At 43.8% G+C, this 16172-nt stretch carries 16 protein-coding genes; 5 read left to right on the top strand and 11 right to left on the bottom strand.

Features of this window, described 5'->3' with window-relative positions:
- Positions 1–279: 279 nt before the first annotated feature.
- Positions 280–888 carry a 30S ribosomal protein S4 gene (gene rpsD, locus B5D77_RS02305; protein ID WP_002737433.1) on the top strand — a complete coding sequence of 203 codons (609 nt, stop codon included), beginning with the start codon at positions 280–282 and terminating at the stop codon, positions 886–888.
- Between the two features lie 157 nt (positions 889–1045).
- On the opposite strand, the gene B5D77_RS02300 is transcribed toward rpsD, so the two are convergent.
- The 5 genes from B5D77_RS02300 to B5D77_RS02280 all read right to left on the bottom strand — a co-directional run bounded on the left by B5D77_RS02300 (position 1046) and on the right by B5D77_RS02280 (position 8844).
- On the bottom strand, positions 1046–2782 hold the full coding sequence (locus B5D77_RS02300; RefSeq protein WP_106908201.1) for an IS1634 family transposase: 1737 nt from the start codon (positions 2780–2782) through the stop codon (positions 1046–1048).
- A gap of 221 nt (positions 2783–3003) precedes the next feature.
- Positions 3004–5055, bottom strand: coding sequence for an NAD(P)H-quinone oxidoreductase subunit 5 (locus B5D77_RS02295; protein WP_104397469.1), 2052 nt, complete (start codon positions 5053–5055; stop codon positions 3004–3006).
- Positions 5056–5219: 164 nt separating this feature from the next.
- Positions 5220–6359: a hypothetical protein gene (locus B5D77_RS02290; protein WP_106908200.1), complete on the bottom strand. Its 1140-nt coding sequence runs from the start codon at positions 6357–6359 to the stop codon at positions 5220–5222.
- Complete coding sequence (locus B5D77_RS02285; protein WP_106908199.1) at positions 6356–7093, bottom strand: FlgD immunoglobulin-like domain containing protein; 738 nt, start codon at positions 7091–7093, stop codon at positions 6356–6358. The genes B5D77_RS02290 and B5D77_RS02285 overlap by 4 nt, the downstream gene beginning before the upstream one ends.
- Complete coding sequence (locus B5D77_RS02280) at positions 7090–8844, bottom strand: serine protease (protein WP_254053026.1); 1755 nt, start codon at positions 8842–8844, stop codon at positions 7090–7092. Before B5D77_RS02280 ends, B5D77_RS02285 begins: the two co-directional genes overlap by 4 nt.
- Before the next feature lie 390 nt (positions 8845–9234).
- Between B5D77_RS02280 and B5D77_RS02275 the strand changes: the two genes are divergently transcribed.
- The 3 genes from B5D77_RS02275 (at position 9235) to B5D77_RS02265 (ending at position 11210) form a co-directional block, all read left to right on the top strand.
- Positions 9235–9552: a hypothetical protein gene (locus tag B5D77_RS02275; RefSeq protein ID WP_106908198.1), complete on the top strand. Its 318-nt coding sequence runs from the start codon at positions 9235–9237 to the stop codon at positions 9550–9552.
- Positions 9545–9754, top strand: coding sequence for a hypothetical protein (locus B5D77_RS02270; protein ID WP_106908197.1), 210 nt, complete (start codon positions 9545–9547; stop codon positions 9752–9754). The genes B5D77_RS02275 and B5D77_RS02270 overlap by 8 nt, the downstream gene beginning before the upstream one ends.
- A 241-nt stretch (positions 9755–9995) precedes the next feature.
- The gene (locus B5D77_RS02265; protein WP_106908196.1) at positions 9996–11210 is read left to right on the top strand and encodes an ISL3 family transposase; all 1215 of its coding nucleotides are present in this window, start codon (positions 9996–9998) and stop codon (positions 11208–11210) included.
- A 235-nt stretch (positions 11211–11445) separates the two neighbouring features.
- On the opposite strand, the gene B5D77_RS02260 is transcribed toward B5D77_RS02265, so the two are convergent.
- From B5D77_RS02260 to gpmI, 5 genes are all read right to left on the bottom strand, one after another.
- Positions 11446–12162, bottom strand: a complete 717-nt coding sequence (locus B5D77_RS02260) for a peptidase (protein ID WP_002804373.1) — start codon at positions 12160–12162, stop codon at positions 11446–11448.
- Complete coding sequence (gene secG, locus B5D77_RS02255) at positions 12163–12396, bottom strand: preprotein translocase subunit SecG (protein ID WP_002736485.1); 234 nt, start codon at positions 12394–12396, stop codon at positions 12163–12165.
- Between the two features lie 67 nt (positions 12397–12463).
- Entirely contained in the window at positions 12464–12805 is a 342-nt protein-coding gene (locus B5D77_RS02250; protein ID WP_002761318.1) for a type II toxin-antitoxin system RelE/ParE family toxin, read from the bottom strand.
- Positions 12789–13046, bottom strand: a complete 258-nt coding sequence (locus B5D77_RS02245; protein ID WP_002736285.1) for a hypothetical protein — start codon at positions 13044–13046, stop codon at positions 12789–12791. Before B5D77_RS02245 ends, B5D77_RS02250 begins: the two co-directional genes overlap by 17 nt.
- A 29-nt stretch (positions 13047–13075) precedes the next feature.
- A complete protein-coding gene (gpmI, locus tag B5D77_RS02240) occupies positions 13076–14674 on the bottom strand; it encodes a 2,3-bisphosphoglycerate-independent phosphoglycerate mutase (protein WP_106908195.1) in 1599 nt (532 codons plus the stop codon).
- A 264-nt stretch (positions 14675–14938) separates the two neighbouring features.
- On the opposite strand from gpmI, the gene B5D77_RS02235 reads away from it, so the two are divergent.
- Positions 14939–15907: a phosphate ABC transporter substrate-binding protein gene (locus tag B5D77_RS02235; protein WP_106908194.1), complete on the top strand. Its 969-nt coding sequence runs from the start codon at positions 14939–14941 to the stop codon at positions 15905–15907.
- Between the two features lie 67 nt (positions 15908–15974).
- On the opposite strand, the gene B5D77_RS25640 is transcribed toward B5D77_RS02235, so the two are convergent.
- Entirely contained in the window at positions 15975–16121 is a 147-nt protein-coding gene (locus B5D77_RS25640; RefSeq protein ID WP_159036929.1) for a hypothetical protein, read from the bottom strand.
- Positions 16122–16172: the final 51 nt, after the last annotated feature.

Here is a 16172-nt window from a genome sequence, read left to right as displayed (position 1 = left end):
CAGTATGCCCTAAGATGGCAGAGATTAGCCTCATCTTTAAGGAAAAAAATACATCACCTGCCCTCAGTAGATAGGAGTCAGGAGTCAGGAGTCAGGATACCCCGATCCAATCTTGCTGCTTTTTGCTCCCCACTCCCCGCTCCCCAATTCATAATTCATAATTCATAATTCATAATTCCCTCTACCCACTTCCCCATCTCCCCACTCCCCAACTAAATTGCTTAATTTGTGCTACGATAATAGTTTTGGGATAAATTTAAATAGGAGCAGACCGTCTGTATGTCTCGTTATAGAGGACCGCGCTTGCGCGTTGTGCGTCGTTTAGGGGAATTACCGGGCCTAACCCGTAAAAATGCCCGTCGTGCCTATGCACCAGGGCAACATGGCCAGGCCCGCAAAAAACGTTCAGAATATGCTATTCGTCTAGAAGAAAAACAAAAACTGCGTTTTAACTACGGTGTCAGCGAGAAACAATTAGTTCGCTATGTCCGCAAAGCTCGCCGGGCTACCGGTTCCACCGGTCAAGTGCTGCTGCAACTCTTAGAAATGCGTCTGGATAATACCGTTTTCCGTCTCGGTATGGCTGGGACAATTCCGGGGGCGCGACAATTAGTCAATCACGGTCACGTCACCGTTAACGGTAGAGTTGTGGATATTGCCAGTTATCAGTGCCGTCCGGGTGATGTGATTGGAGTTAGAAATCAAGAGCGTTCCCAGGATCTCGTCAAAAGAAATATGGAATACCCCGGTTTAGCCAACCTGCCGAGTCATTTGGAATTTGACAAAAACACCCTTGTGGGCAAAGTGAATGGCGTTGTGGAAAGAGAATGGATTGCCCTCTCGATTAATGAACTGTTAGTAGTGGAATACTACTCTCGGAAAGTCTAGGAAAAAACCCTTTTCCAGACACCTTGAGGACGCAATTGGCAGCGTCCTTATTTTATTGGTTAAATTTAGTATTTTTGAGGGTATATCTGGACTTCCCCGTTGACAAAAAGCCATAAGCTGTGCTGTAGAAGGGATTAAGAGAATTTACGCCGCCCCGTTACTGGGTACAAATCAGGGAAACTCCCAATAAATCTAACGCTTTTTGTTGCAGTTGGGTCGGTCGAGTTATCTTAGAAAAACGATAACTTCCCTCTCTAATCGTACATTCCACTGTATTCAAGCAAATTGTCCCCAAGTCTTCCAACAAAGTCCGAAAACTATGCACAGGAAAGTTCTCTTGATTCCGTTTTTTTCTCTCCTTAGATTGCACCGATTCACTCCGATTGGCTTTAATCACATTCAGAGAACCATCATCAATTTCTTCATCCTCAAATAATAAAGGAGCCAAGCACTGTTTTAAATGCCATTCCACATAATAAGCCAACATACATAAAAAGATATGAGCTTTGACTCTATCACCCTTATAATGATAGATAGGACGTACCTTTAAATCAATTGACTTATAACAGCGAAATGCCTCCTCCACTTGAGATAAACTTTTATAAGCTTTAACCGTCGTCGCTGCATCCATCAAGGTTGACTCCAGAGAAGTTCTTAACACATACACACCATTTAAGGCCGTTTCTTGAGCGATTAATTCCCGCTTACGCTGATCAGAAAAGCCTTCTTCTGTTATCTCTAGGTTATAGTATTTATTGACCTTAAACTGATTAAGAACCTTGCCCACTCTCAAAGCTATCTTATCTTGGCCATTTAAAGCTCTTTTCTCCCTTTGAGTCGCCTGAACAATCAAATCTAGTTCCTTCTCTACCGCTTCTAATAATGCCTCTCTTTGTAGTTGATTTTTCTGGGCAATGAAGGGATTACGACAAGCAATTAATCTTTCTTCGGGATAATCTTCACTCTCAAATTCCACCAAGTTTACCTGATCAAATAATCCTAATTGAATCACTTCCACCTCAGCCAGTTTCCGAATTTGAGGCTTAGTTAAACCAGTAATATAGTCTAATCCTTCTATCGGTTTTACTAATTCCTTGATTTTCGAGTTAGTTAAAATTCCTCTATCACTTACCCAGACCACATTCTCAATCCCCCAACCCTTTCTGACTTTCTCAATTTGTCCGCTTAAAGTAGCACCATCTGAAGTGTTTCCTTCAAATACTTCTACCGCTATCGGACAACCCTTAGCTGAACAGAGCAAACCAAACACTATCTGAGTTTTCCCCTTCTTTTTATCTCGATTATACCCATATTTTCCCAGTTCACAACCATTTCCTTCTAGGTAGGTAGAAGTGACATCATACAAGACTAATGTTCCTGATTCTAAGTGTTTAATTGCTAGGTGCTTCTCAATTTTCTCTTGTTTTTCTAATAACCAATCTAAGGCGTTATATAATTCGTCTTCATCGCCTTTCTCTAAGTCTAACAATTGTCCTAAACTCTGACTACAAGTCTCACTATTAAACCCTCTCGCTGTGGCTAGTTTCGATTTAGGATTGATGATTCTTGCCACAATCATCGCCACCACTAAGTTTCTGATTCGTGAGGATTTTTCACTGATTATTTTATCTAAACCCAATTTTTTAATCGTCTCTAAAATAGCCATTACATGACCATGAGGAAGACTTCTAATCACTTCAAAATGATTGGGAATGCCTTCATTCATGGACAGTGTTGCTCCTTTAAGAGCCAGTTTCAGATTTTCGATAATATCATCGGGTAATTTTGAGAGATTGGCAAGGGTTCTTTTTTTGACTTGATCTCCTTCTCGGTAGGATTCTCGAAGAAGAACAGCGGGGGGAGAATTACGGTTAGGAACTTTTTCTATATACATGGCTATCATTTTAGCAAATGGAGAGAATTCTTGTCCATTAAGAAATGTTACAAATTACATGGGTACATTAAGAAAAGTTAAGGGGGTGCATCCATTGATGGATAAGGGTTTTCGGCTATTGTAGTATATATGTATGGGGGGAAGTTCAGATATAACCCAAAAAACTGCTGAAAAAAGGGGCTTTGCGCCCCCTAAAAATCTTTAGTCAACGGCTTAAAAATCTACACCAGACTATAGACAATTACTAAACCCAAAACTGCGGCAAAAACAATTAAAGCGTAGAATTGGGCGCGACCATTTTCGAGGTATTTGAGACCTTCACCACTGACAAGAGTAGCTAAACCGGTTAAATTCACTGCCCCATCGATAACGCGATAATCCACTTCCATAATTTGCCGTGCGAGACGACGACAACCCTGGACGAAAACTCGATCATAGAGATTATCAATGTACCACTTGTTCAGGGAAAAACGATACAAAACGGGGAATTTTTCGGCAATAGTTGCGGGGTCAATTTTCTTCTGGAGATACATCAAAGAAGCGACAGTAATCCCGATTAAAGCAATCCCCACCGAATTACCCGCCATAATCAGAAACTCCGTCCAATCAAAAGCATGAACTTCTTCCACTACTTCGTTAGGAACATGAATAAAACCCTCGAAGAAATTCTGCCAAGGTTTACCCACCAAACCGATTAACAAAGAGGGAACCGCCAAAATCATGAGAGGTAAAGTCATAGTAATTGGCGATTCGTGGGGTTCATGGGCATGATGGCCGTGGTTGTCTTCTTCCTGCGCTTCCGAGTCTAATTGCTTAACATTCATCGCCCCTGGTCCAAAAGCCGGAATCGCGCCCGCATTGGCTAACAGTCGGCGTTTAATCTCCTTATTAGTCCCTCTAAACTCCCCTTCAAAGGTGTTAAAGTACATCCGGAACATATAAAAAGCTGTTAAACCCGCAGTACCCCAACCGATTAACCATAAAGCTGGGTTCGCCTCAAAAGCTAAACCGAGAATTTCATCCTTCGACCAGAAACCAGCGAAGGGAGGAATCCCACAGATGGCCAGAGTTCCCACCAGGAAAGTTAGGGCAGTAATGGGCATATACTTGCGTAAACCGCCCATCATCCGCATATCTTGCGCTAAAACTGGCTCATGACCGACCACATCCTCCATACCGTGGATGACCGAACCGGAACCGAGGAACAACATCGCTTTAAAATAAGCGTGGGTCATCAGGTGGAATAATCCCGCACTATAAGCGCCGATACCCATAGCCATAACCATATAACCCAATTGGGAGATGGTGGAATAGGCTAAACCCTTTTTGATATCATTCTGGGTGAGGGCGATACTTGCCCCTAGGAAGGCAGTAAAGGCCCCCGTCCAAGCAATTACCGTCATCGCCGTGGGAATTGGCTCAAAAACGGGATACATCCGGGCAATCAGGAAAACTCCGGCGGCCACCATGGTAGCGGCGTGAATCAGGGCCGAAATCGGGGTCGGACCTTCCATGGCATCCGGTAGCCAGACATGAAGGGGAAATTGGGCTGATTTGGCCACGGGTCCCAGGAAGACTAAAACGGCGAATAATGCCGCTAAACTGCCGGCAATGGCTCCAGAAGAGACTAATTCCTCTAGACGTTCACCCATGATATCAAACTCGAAGCTGCCGGTAGCCCAGAAAAGACCCAGCATTCCCAGTAATAAGCCAAAATCGCCGACGCGGTTGGTAACGAAGGCTTTTTGACAGGCCTCGGCAGCCGCCGGACGAGTGAACCAGAAACCTACTAGCAGATAGGAACACATCCCCACCAATTCCCAGAAAACGTAGATCTGGACGAGGTTGGGACTGATGACCAAACCGAGCATAGAACTGCTAAAAATGCTCAGATAGGCGTAAAAACGCACATAACCGGGGTCGTGGGCCATGTAACCATCGGTATAAATCATCACCAAAAAAGCCACGGTGGTGACGATAACCGACATTAAAGCACTGAGGTGATCGATCGTATAACCCATTTTCAGGTGAAAGTTACCCGCCGATGCCCAATCGATCATTTGGTTGTAGGGAGCGTGTCCATTGATTTGACTCCACAGCAGCGCAAAAGAAAGCACCATCGACGCACCGAGGGTAGAAATGATCAATACAGCATTCACCTGTCGCAGACGATTGGTGACTTCATTAAAGGAAATTAAGCCCGCGCCGACTAGGGTAGCGCCTACCAAAGGCAGGACGGGAACTAGCCACGCGTACTGATAAAGCGGTTCCATTCAGTAATACCTAGTTTACAACTTCACACTATTTGGTTTATCTTCATCTATTGTGACATAGGTTAATTCTTAAGAAAGTGTTTATACCTAGTTTTGCTCAATAAGGCGGCGAAAGGTCAAAGGATCTTATCAATTTGGCAGTTTAGCGAGCGGGACGGTAATTTTTAGGGAGAAGCGGGAAAATTATCGAATAGCCACGAAAGCAAGGAAACAATCAAACCAGCAGAAAAGGAAATTATCGCCACGATCGCCTCGCTGCCAAGATAACGGGATAAAAAACTGCTTTGAATTTGGGCGATCGGTAGTCGCGGATTTAACCCCACTTGGATGCTGTTGGTATTGCCGGAAACGCTCACTTCTAAACCTTGTGATGCCTCGGTAATCTGCAAGTTTTCCCCCGTGGTTTTTAGTTTGAGGTTTTGGTTGCTATCCTCTCGGATAATTTTTATCTGATTTAATATCTCTACCCCCGGTTTCTCGACGATTAGGAATTGATTTTCTTCTAGCTTAAGATCCTGTTGAGCCATCCGGATATTACCAGAAATAATTGTCGATTCCACTAAGTCATCTCTCACATTATTACCGGTGATAATCGGTCGCTCAAATCTAACATTATTAACTTTAATATTGCGCCAAAAAATAGGCTGTTCTTGCTCTTGAGAAAGTTGTAAATTAACATCGATCGCTTGTTGTATTTCTAATTTAAATTCGGTGGTACTGAGATTAAATTCGAGGGGAATATCCTCTTTTTTTTGGGGTAAATTAGCAATTTTATAACCAGAGAGAGTTATTTTAATCGGGTTGCCGCTAGGGTTAAATGATAAATTTACTGGTTGAGAATTTGGCTGCAAACTAAAAGCCAAAAGATTATTAAAAGGAGCATATTTGAGATTTTTAACTCTAGTTTCCTTTTGTAAACGGAGTTCTTGCAGGATAAAATCCGCCGTCGGGGTAATTGTTAAAGTGCTATTTTCCCGGATTGATTCAATTTCTAGTCGCTCTCGTTTATTCAGTTCGGGATCGGCAAGACTGCTAAAGGTGCCAGCGAGGGTAAATTTTTTCAGTCCCGATAGATCTATTTGGGAAAGATTATACACATCTTTGAGCAATAAACTTTCGTTTTCTTGACAGGTAAAACTAAAGCTTTTTACCAATAAATTGCCTTCAAAGTTTTGTTTAACTGGGATAATTCCCCAAAAAATCGACAGGAAAACCAGTGCTAGAGTAACTATAAAAACTGTGCAAAACTTGAGATTTTTCCTGATAAATCGCCAGAAACTTTTAAAATTATGCTTGGACTTCATTTTAGCCACTGGGGATTATGTTCAAAAGTTATATTAATCGGGGCATTTCTGGGAGGAGCATCATCTTGTTCTAATAAAGCTTTGACTCGCAATTGGTACAATCCCGCCTTAGCCAGTTTACCATCAGAAGTACGACCATCCCAAGTAAAGAAAATTTCTCCTTTTGGTTGCCAGTTAGGGCGAGAAGTCTCATAGATAACCTCGTTGTTCTGGAGGATTTGTAATTCTTTGATCTGGCTACGCACATTAGCAAAAAGAACGATATCATAGGTTTTTGCCGGATTAAAAATAACTGGCAAATAGATCAATTTACCGTCACTGATAGAGGCCGTGGCCCGCAGACTTTCAAGGGCGATATCTTCGCGATCAATAACATAGTTAGACCATTTAAATTGATAGCGAGAACCTTGGGGACGCAAGGTGAGGAGATCGAGTTGATAATTTTTTGGCACAGAACGCACTATCACTTTCGGCGCTCGGTTATTACGACTAGGCACTTCCAACTTTAGGGAGTCAGTCATCTCCCGAATCCGGCCGATAGAAAGGGAAATAAGACTAAAACTGCCCGCAATATCGATCGGAGCTATTCCCTCACAGCGCTTGTCATTATCTCTCTGGATATAGTTGCTAGATCTAGTATTTCCCGTCCCACAGTTTTGAGCTTGAATAGGGAAGAACGATACCAAAATAAGACTAAGAATTGTTAAGTTAAGGACAATAAATGGTTTTTTCATGGTACAGTCACCTGCCATTGAGCTAATTTTTGGAGAACTCGATCGATTGGGTAAGCGAAACCGATACCGGGAGAATCGATTTGGGACTCGTTAATCGTTTTAAACATCAATCCGATCACCCGCATTTCCTGATCAAATACTGGACTACCAGACCCCCCCACGGCCAGACTCACATCGATTAATAAATTGCCGCTACTAGACTGAATGCCGATGGTAATCGCCTCGTACTTCGACCAATCTTTTGATTCAGGATGTCCGATGATAGAAATCGGTGTTTCTGGGTTAATTTCGCCTTGATGAAAGGTTAAAGGACTGATATCGTCTGGTAAACCCGTGACTTCCAGCAAAGCTAAATCCAAGTTTTCTTGGGGTTCGGTGATCTGACTTATTTTAGCCACTACACGATCGCGCGGGAGGTTGGGTAGATTTTCGCCGTAATAGGGTTCCACTTCCAGATTATCGCCCCTCTGTTCCGTGTCGCGATCGACCACCACATGACGATTAGTGATAATCCACACCGTTGTTCCCCGGCGTTTGATCACATAACCCGTACCGTAGGCAGTCCCCTTGGCGTTACCGGTAAAGACAACACTGATTTTAACAATTGATCGCTTGATCCGGGTGAGGGGATCCTCTTGGGGTAAATATTTAGTATTATTCAAAGCGATGATCTGCTCCGGTTGTTGCTGCAAGGATAACAAGCGCCGGGCCTCTTGCAGGTTATTGCTGGCAAATTCAAACTTCGGATCGATTTTCGTCGCCTTCTCGAACTCAGCGATCGCTGCCTCTAGCTTGCCCTGTTCCTGTAGGAGCATACCCAAACCATTATGAGCAGCGGTGTGAGGGGTAGTAGGAGTCCCAGTAGTATCTGGTAAATCTAAGGCCCTACGGTACATTTCCTCGGCTTCCGTCAGTTTTTTCTGGTCTCTCAGCACGTTACCCAGATTGTTGTAGGCATAGACAAACTTATCATCAAGAGCGAGCGCCCTACGGTACATTTCCTCCGCTTCCGTCAGTTTTTTCTGGTCCCTCAGCACGTTACCGAGATTGTTGTAGGCATAGACATTCTTATCATCAAGAGCGAGCGCCCTACGGTACATTTCCTCCGCTTCCGTCAGTTTTTTCTGGTCCCTCAGCACGTTACCGAGATTGTTGTAGGCATAGACATTCTTATCATCAAGAGCGAGCGCCCTACGGTACATTTCCTCCGCTTCCGTCAGTTTTTTCTGGTCCCTCAGCACCTTACCGAGATTGTAGTAGGCATAGACATTCTTATCATCAAGAGCGAGCGCCCTACGGTACATTTCCTCCGCTTCCGTCAGTTTTTTCTGGTCCGACAGCACGTTACCGAGACCGTTGTAGGCATAGACATACTTATCATCAAGAGCGAGCGCCCTACGGTACATTTCCTCCGCTTCCGTCAGTTTTTTCTGGTTATACAGCACGTTACCGAGATTGTTGTAGGTTTCTGGGAGTTTTGGGTCGAGAGCGAGGGCTTTTTGACAGAAAATCGGTGCTTCGTCTAACTTATTTTGACGGAATAGCGCGGCGCAGAGATTGCTAAAAGCCACAGCACTGTTAGGATCAAGCTGAATAATTTGTCGCCAGATTCTTTCGGCTTCCGGGTATTTTTTTTGCGCTTGAGCGGTTTCACCCTGTTGCCATAACTGCTCCAGTGTTTGTGCCACTGTTGTCGGCGGCATGATCATCAATGCCAAAGTTAACACCCAAGCCAGCCGCATCACTTTCATAAGCTGATTAAAAATATTCCATCTATAGGTTAACAGATAGCAATGGAGTCAGGAACATTGCTGCATCTTAGTCAGTTAAGTAAGTAGTTATAATTACATTGAAGATAGATTTTACCTCTGATCCCCCCTGCTACCTTGATAAGGGACTTGCGTGGGAATAATATCCCAATCGATCGGAGGGCGCAAGCTTTGCGCCCCTACAGTAACGGATTTTGTCCACAATGTAGGGGCGAACTGTGTTCGCCCAAAAGGTACATTATCAAAGCGCAAGTCCATAAGGGGGGTGTCGATCCCCCCTGCTACCTTGATAAGGGGGGGTGCTGATCCCCCCTGCTACCTTGATAAGGGGGGTGTTTGACAACTTTTAACACCTACTTACTTATACTTATAATGAATCAACCTAACGAAATTCAAAGGCAGCAACATCAGAGATTTACAGAGATTTTTAATCAGGGAAAACAGCGTTATATTCAAGCTGTCGGCAATAGCAAAAGCTATCTTTCCAGTGTCAAAGGAAAAGATTATTTATCAGACGAAGAAAGAGAAAAAGCGAAACAATTACTCAAACAAATATTTCAAACCCCAACAATCCAACTTAATCAGCGTGATTCAGACATGGCTAGAGGAAATAGAGGTGTAGATGAACTAAAGAGTTGGTCAATAATGGGTAAAATGTTTGTGTATAGGACATTTTTTCCCCATGACTAAACCCTTAGACTGCCTGAAACAGCCCAATCCCTCAGAAAAAACAGCCCCTAGAGATGATTGGTTAGATAGCGAACTATCTCGTTTAGAAGATTATGAACCTTACGATTGGGGAGAAATAGATCCCTTAATGTTAGGCAAACCCGTACAATATGTTTCTAGTATTGGCTTAGTTGTCGAGGGTGGCAAAGATTGGGGTTGCTGATTTGCAATAGGAATCTTCTTGTGTGGGGTTTTTAAAACCTAGAGCTAAACTAACTTTTGGGGCTCTTCGGGAATTGTTATGCAAATAATTAACTTAAAATAAAATTCGATGAGAGTACTTAATCTCAAAAGTAGCTGAAATCCATACGGGGAAGGACTTAAGGCACAAACAGGTTAATGCCAAAAGATAGACAATTGAGTTAAGATTTGATATAATAGCCAAAAACCAGAGTATTTTACTTATGATACTTGACAAATTTTTGAACCTAAAAGGAACGTCTATTCAAGGCTATCTACACCTAGAAAATATCGGTATAGTTTGCCGAATCGAATCGAAAAATCAAAAAGCAACCTGTCCTCATTGTGGGTTAGAGAGCGATAAACTCCACCAAAATCATCGACATTTAGTCAAAGATTTACCAATCTCAGGACAACCAGTGTACCTACAGGTTAATCGTCGTCAATTTAAGTGCGATAATTGTCGAAAACCCTTTAGTGAAGAGTTAGATTTTGTCGCCAAGAAACGAACCTATACGAAAAGACTAGCCGAGAATATACTCGAACAATTAAAAGAAGGAGATATTTTAAATGTTAGCCGAAGAAATGACGTAACGGAAGAAGAGATTCAAAGAATGATAGAGGACATCGCCGAAGAAATTACAGAGCCAGACCTATCGGAATTAAAAAGACTAGGAATTGATGAAATCGCTCTAGTCAAAGGGCAAAAAAATTACTGTGCAGTTTTAGTAAATTTAGATACGGGAAAACTAATAGCTATTCTAGAGAAGCGAACACAAGAAGAGTTGAGGGAAACGCTTACGGGGTGGGGAAAAGAGGTGTTAGAGCAAATTGAAGAAGTGAGCATAGACCTTTGGTTGCCCTATAAAAATCTGGTGAAAGAATTGATGCCATCGGCCGAGGTAGTCGCTGATAGATTCCATGTAATGAAACAAATTAATCAAGAGTTAGACGAACAGAGAAGAGCAGAAAAAAGAGCGGTAGAAGCGCAGAAAAATAAAAAACAGAAAGCGGAAAAAGAAGCGAAGCTAGAAGTTTTAAAGCGAAGTAAATATAGCTTGTTAAAAAATGAAAAAGATTTAACGGAACCCCAAAAAATCAAACTAGAAGCTATCAAAGAAACTTTTCCAAATTTGAAAAAGATGCAGGAATTAAAGGAAGAATTTAGAAATATTTATGAAACCTCAGAGAATCCGACAGAGGGAATGCTATCCATCTCGGAATGGTTGGCAAAATCCTCCAGTGTTTTTACCAAGAGTTGTCAAACAATCCGAAACTGGTTTGGAGAAATAATTAGTTATTTTGAGCGAAGGACAACGAATGGGGTGGTCGAGGGAATCAACAATAAACTTAAACTAATAAAACGGAGAGGCTATGGCTTTAGAAACTTTCGGAATTTTTGGGTTAGAAGTATGTTGTCTTGGCATCTTGTCTGTTGATTTAGCATAAAGAGTAACGAAGAGCCACTTTTGGATAGGATGCACAGTTGGCATTCATAGCTTGAGTCAGCAACACCCCTCCCCAGCAACCCAAGTTAATCAGTGCGATTAAAACATGGCTAGAGGAAATAGAGGTTTAAGCGATGGTTAATCTTCTGGATCTTAGTCAGTTATACTAAGTATATCCATAACTTATACTTTTTAATAGCAGAACCGACTGAAGAGCAATATTTACCTATTCAGGTATTAGATACCCTAGCTGATCCATCTGCCAACCTAACTTAGTTGGCTGCTGATAAACCTTTTTTAAAGTGTTAATATCCCGGCTAGAAATCGGGGCAATATCTCTAGTTTGAGCGAAATACATCACATCCGTCTCTAGGGGACTATGACCCCAAATTCCCAAAGCGTGACCTAATTCGTGCCGCGCTGCCGCTAAGGCCGACCGATCGGCTAAATTGGGACTAATCTGGATACTCATCCGATGAGTTAAGCGATTTTCCTTGACAAAAATCTCGTATTGTGTTATGGCAGAACGCACCCGGGGCAGTTCTAACTTACCCGTTTCGGCATTAAAACGAACTCCCGACGGCGGTAACTCCCGTTTAATGAGGATATCGGCCAATTCTGCCCGATTTACCAACTCCATCGGCAAATACTGCCCCCATTCAGCGATCGCCTGTTGTACCAAACTCAGCCAAGAACTGCGATCGCTCTGAAGATAAATCTTCACGGGAAATTGCGACCAAATCAACGCCCCCACGGGACTGATTTCCACGGCATCAAAATAATCCCCGGACTGGTTTTGCTCTTGCCATTGGGCTAAATTAGCGGGTAAAGGATGGGTTTTTAACTCTGGTAGCGATCGACTGTCGGCGATCAAAGAATAGGAAAACAGCAAAAGACTCGCCAAGGCTGCGAGTCCTAGAAAAGAGAACCGACCTCTTAGCATTTAGCGATTTAACCAGCCGGCGCTCAGTACAATAGTTAGGGTGATAAATACCGTCCCCAAGGCCCAAGTCACCTGATTTAAGGTTTTTTCCGCCGTTTTTGCGCTGGTAAAAATCTGTGATTGGCCGCCAATACCGCCAATACCATCCCCTTTGGGACTGTGTAATAACACCAAAATCGCCAGAAAGGCCGCCGCCAGCGCCCAAATAATCTGTACTACCAGCACCACTGTCATGATTATTACTCTCTATTTTCCATTACAAAGTATAGCAGTTATCAAGCCGTCAGCTTTGAATTAGTTATCAACTAGGGTCCTCTTCATCCTCTATATCCTCAAGTGTTAGTGGTGCTTGGGCGCTATGGCGAACATATAGTACATAAACCGTACTATCTCTAATTGTAAAAAGCACTCGATAGACATTTTTACCTTTCCCATAAAAAAGTTGTCGGACTTCTTTGGGTAGAAAAATCGTCTGTTCGAGCGCTAAAGCACAACGAGTTGGTTTCTCTTGCAGAGTAGCAATAGCATTCATTAATCCTCGAAACCAACGGTCAGCAAACTCGGCATTATAACCTCGATACCAGCGATAGGCTTTTTCGATCTGTGCCGTGGCAGTTGGGGTAATTTCAACCTGAAATACCATATTTTTCGGCCATTTCTTGGGCAAAATCGGCAAGAGGACGGGTTTTACCGGAATTTATCTCCTCGAAACCTTGCTGAATCCCCTCGATGCTCTCTAAATACTCCATCAGTTGTCTGAGCTTACTAGGATCGATTTGATCGAGAAAAGTCACCAGCACTTGTGAGCGATCGCTAATATCATTGGGTAACTCGGTTAGGTGTATTTGTCCATCTCGATAAACACCTTCGATGGTTTTCAGCATAAAATTCCCCTTTCTTGACTTTTTACTCGTTAAAGCGAGATGCGGACGGGAGTGCGACTGGCTTTAATTTCCACTTCGGCCGGTTTAATCAGCGATCGCCCGGTCATTTCTATCGGGACGGGAATAGAGAGAATTTCCAGGATAGTGGGGGCAATATCGGCTAAACGACCATCATCCCGCAGCTGCACATCGCCACCGTGGCCGGGTATTTTTCTCCCTTCCCCTTCAATTAAAATTAAAGGAACGGGATTAGTCGTGTGGGCCGTCCAAGGATTACCCGACTCATCCACCATCGTTTCCGCGTTACCGTGGTCGGCAGTGATTAACACTGTTCCCCCCAATTTATTGACGCTACTTAACAACTTAGCCAAGCATAGATCCACCGTTTCCACTGCTTTCATGGCCGCGTCTAAAATGCCCGTATGACCCACCATATCGGGGTTAGCGTAATTGACTACCACGAGACTATAGATCCCCTGTTCGATCGCCCCACAGACCGCTGCTGTCACCGCGGCTGCCGACATGGCCGGAGCTTGGTCATAGGTGGCGACTTTTGGACTGGGAATTAATTCGCGCACTTCTCCCTCAAAGGGTTTTTCTAATCCCCCATTAAAAAAGTAGGTGACGTGGGGATATTTTTCGGTTTCCGCACAACGAAACTGTTTTAATCCCTGTTGAGCGATCACCTGTCCTAAAATATTATTTAAATTCTGGGGAGCAAAGGCCACATCTACCGGTAATTTCGGATCGTATTGGGTAAAAGTGACAAAACTGAGGGGAGAAATTAAATCTCGATCGAAATCTTCAAAATCGGGCATAGTCAGGGCATAACATAACTGTCTAGCTCGATCGGGACGGAAATTATAGAATATCACCCCATCGCCCGCTTCGATCGCCCCGGTTGCAATTCTGGTGGGGGGAATAAATTCATCGGTAATATTTTGATCATAAAATGCCTGTAATACTTCAGTAATTGATCGCCCGTCGATACCTTGATCACTGGTCATCACGTTATAGGCTTTTTCCACCCGATCCCAACGGCGATCCCGATCCATGGCATAATAACGGCCACTGAGAGTCACCATGCGACCGAGTTTAATTTTATTAATATGTTCTTGAATCCGTTTAATCGCCGGCATCCCGTCGGTGACGTTGGTATCGCGACCATCGGTGATGACATGAATGCAGACATCGCTAATCCCTTGCACTTTCGCTAAGTCTAATAATCCCAGTAAGTGATCGAGATGGGAATGAACTCCCCCCTCGGAACACAAACCAATTAGGTGTAATTTGCTTTTTTTAGGGCGAATCTCGTCGCAGAGTTTTAATAAAGCCTGATTTTGTTGAATCGAACCATCTTCGATCGCATCGGAAATCCGTACTAACTCCTGTGGTACAACCCGCCCCGCTCCGATATTGAGGTGGCCAACTTCCGAGTTGCCCATCTGTCCTTCTGGTAGTCCCACATCCTTAGCGGAGGTGCGGATTAAGGTGTGGGGATAAACTTCCCAGAGACTATCCATAATCGGGGTTTTCGCCATTGCGATCGCATTATCCGACCTTTGCGGGCGATAACCCCAACCATCAAGGATAACCAGCACGACTGGGGATATAGGTGCGTGGGTCATGATATACAGTCCTAAATTAAGAGTGGATTTCCATGCACTAAGATAATATCATCGAAACTTCCATTGATCACCGGTGTCCAGGCGATCGACCCCCTAATGTCAGCAAATGATGGGGTAGTGGGGTAGTGGGGTGTTAGGTGTTAGGTGTTGGGGTAGTAGGGGGGTGGGGAATTTAGCTGAAATCTCCCCATCTCCCCAAATCCTCATCTCCCCAAATCCCCGTCTCCCCAAATCCCCTAACTGATCACCGCTCACTGAATAATTATGTCTCAAAAAAACGAAACAACTGCTTTAATAATCGCTCTTTTAGCCACTGCGGGCATTTTAGGTGGGGGTTACTTCTGGCTACAAAGTCAATGTGCTGCGGGTCAAGAATTTTTTCTCTGTGGCAGCGGTAAAAGTCCGCAAAAATCGCCGGTATCGGAAAGTGCCTCCTCTCCCCTACCCCCTCCCCCCTCACCCCAGCGAGTGGTCAGTTTTGCCCCACGGACTTCTATCCCCAGTGGCACGACAATTCGCATTAACGGCTCCACCAGTATGGTACAGATTAATCAAGCCTTAAAAGCCGCTTTAACTGCCAAATTTCAGGGGGTAGAGGTCTTGACAAATGCTCAAGGATCTGATGTGGGATTAGAGGAAGTGGCCCAGGGGGCGATCGATATTGCGGCGGTGTCACGACCTTTAACCGAGTCGGAACGCTCTCAGGGATTGGCTTCTAGTCCGATTGTCCGAGATGCGATCGCTGTTGTGGTGGGAGTAAAAAACCCCTTTGCGGGGGGGTTAACCACTGCTCAAGTTAGGGGTATTTTTACCGGAAAAATCACCTCTTGGTCGGAGGTGGGAGGTTCTGCTGCTACTATTCAAGTGATTAATCGTCCTCCTATTAGTGGCACTTATCAAAGTTTTCGTCAGGAAGTGCTGCAAGGGGGAGAATTTGGTAGGGGAACTAATTTCAAAATGATGGAGAGGGATGCCACCACCCCAATTTTGCGAGTTTTGGGACTGAATGGCATTAGTTACGCCACCTATAGCCAAATCGCCGACCAAAAAACCGTCAGAGCGCTCGCTGTGGACGGAATTTCAGCCAGTGAACCTAATTATCCCTGGCAGCGTACCCTTTACTACGTTTACAAAGAACCTGCTAGTGAAGCAGTCAAAGCTTTTATGGGTTTTGTGGCCTCTAGTGATGGTCAAGAAGCGATTTTTCGGGCCAATGAAGACCTACAAAAGTAGTTAACGAGAATATCCGAAAATCTGGGAAATTTTACGCCTTGCATGACTAGGGTGAGCATTACCTATTTTACTGTGGAGACGGGGAGGCATTGAGAATGGTTAGCTGAACACCATTATCTTTTTCATAAACGATCGCCACGGGAATGGTCAACCGGGGAGCTTTTTTCGGTAGATATGAAATTAGAAATTTCTCAGGTGAGACGAATGGAGTCATGAACTAAGTTATTCATTCCCATCGGCGATTCTACTGTTAAAATCAGAAAAA

Origin of the sequence: Microcystis sp. MC19 (assembly GCF_003019735.1) — a bacterium.
Taxonomy (GTDB): Bacteria; Cyanobacteriota; Cyanobacteriia; order Cyanobacteriales; family Microcystaceae; genus Microcystis.
The sequence above is the reverse complement of the archived record's forward strand: the minus strand, read 5'-3'. Positions and strand labels throughout refer to the sequence as shown.

What these genes read in the sequence shown, in the direction of transcription:
- B5D77_RS02235 (WP_106908194.1), top strand. Translation starts at nt 14,939, where the DNA reads ATGTCTCAAAAAAACGAAACAACTGCTTTAATAATCGCTCTTTTAGCC.
- B5D77_RS02285 (WP_106908199.1), bottom strand. Translation starts at nt 7,093, where the DNA reads ATGAAAAAACCATTTATTGTCCTTAACTTAACAATTCTTAGTCTTATT.
- B5D77_RS02275 (WP_106908198.1), top strand. Translation starts at nt 9,235, where the DNA reads ATGAATCAACCTAACGAAATTCAAAGGCAGCAACATCAGAGATTTACA.
- B5D77_RS25640 (WP_159036929.1), bottom strand. Translation starts at nt 16,121, where the DNA reads ATGACTCCATTCGTCTCACCTGAGAAATTTCTAATTTCATATCTACCG.
- B5D77_RS02245 (WP_002736285.1), bottom strand. Translation starts at nt 13,046, where the DNA reads ATGCTGAAAACCATCGAAGGTGTTTATCGAGATGGACAAATACACCTA.
- B5D77_RS02295 (WP_104397469.1), bottom strand. Translation starts at nt 5,055, where the DNA reads ATGGAACCGCTTTATCAGTACGCGTGGCTAGTTCCCGTCCTGCCTTTG.
- B5D77_RS02300 (WP_106908201.1), bottom strand. Translation starts at nt 2,782, where the DNA reads ATGTATATAGAAAAAGTTCCTAACCGTAATTCTCCCCCCGCTGTTCTT.
- gpmI (WP_106908195.1), bottom strand. Translation starts at nt 14,674, where the DNA reads ATGACCCACGCACCTATATCCCCAGTCGTGCTGGTTATCCTTGATGGT.
- B5D77_RS02280 (WP_254053026.1), bottom strand. Translation starts at nt 8,844, where the DNA reads ATGAAAGTGATGCGGCTGGCTTGGGTGTTAACTTTGGCATTGATGATC.
- B5D77_RS02250 (WP_002761318.1), bottom strand. Translation starts at nt 12,805, where the DNA reads ATGGTATTTCAGGTTGAAATTACCCCAACTGCCACGGCACAGATCGAA.
- B5D77_RS02270 (WP_106908197.1), top strand. Translation starts at nt 9,545, where the DNA reads ATGACTAAACCCTTAGACTGCCTGAAACAGCCCAATCCCTCAGAAAAA.
- B5D77_RS02290 (WP_106908200.1), bottom strand. Translation starts at nt 6,359, where the DNA reads ATGAAGTCCAAGCATAATTTTAAAAGTTTCTGGCGATTTATCAGGAAA.
- B5D77_RS02265 (WP_106908196.1), top strand. Translation starts at nt 9,996, where the DNA reads ATGATACTTGACAAATTTTTGAACCTAAAAGGAACGTCTATTCAAGGC.
- B5D77_RS02260 (WP_002804373.1), bottom strand. Translation starts at nt 12,162, where the DNA reads ATGCTAAGAGGTCGGTTCTCTTTTCTAGGACTCGCAGCCTTGGCGAGT.
- secG (WP_002736485.1), bottom strand. Translation starts at nt 12,396, where the DNA reads ATGACAGTGGTGCTGGTAGTACAGATTATTTGGGCGCTGGCGGCGGCC.
- rpsD (WP_002737433.1), top strand. Translation starts at nt 280, where the DNA reads ATGTCTCGTTATAGAGGACCGCGCTTGCGCGTTGTGCGTCGTTTAGGG.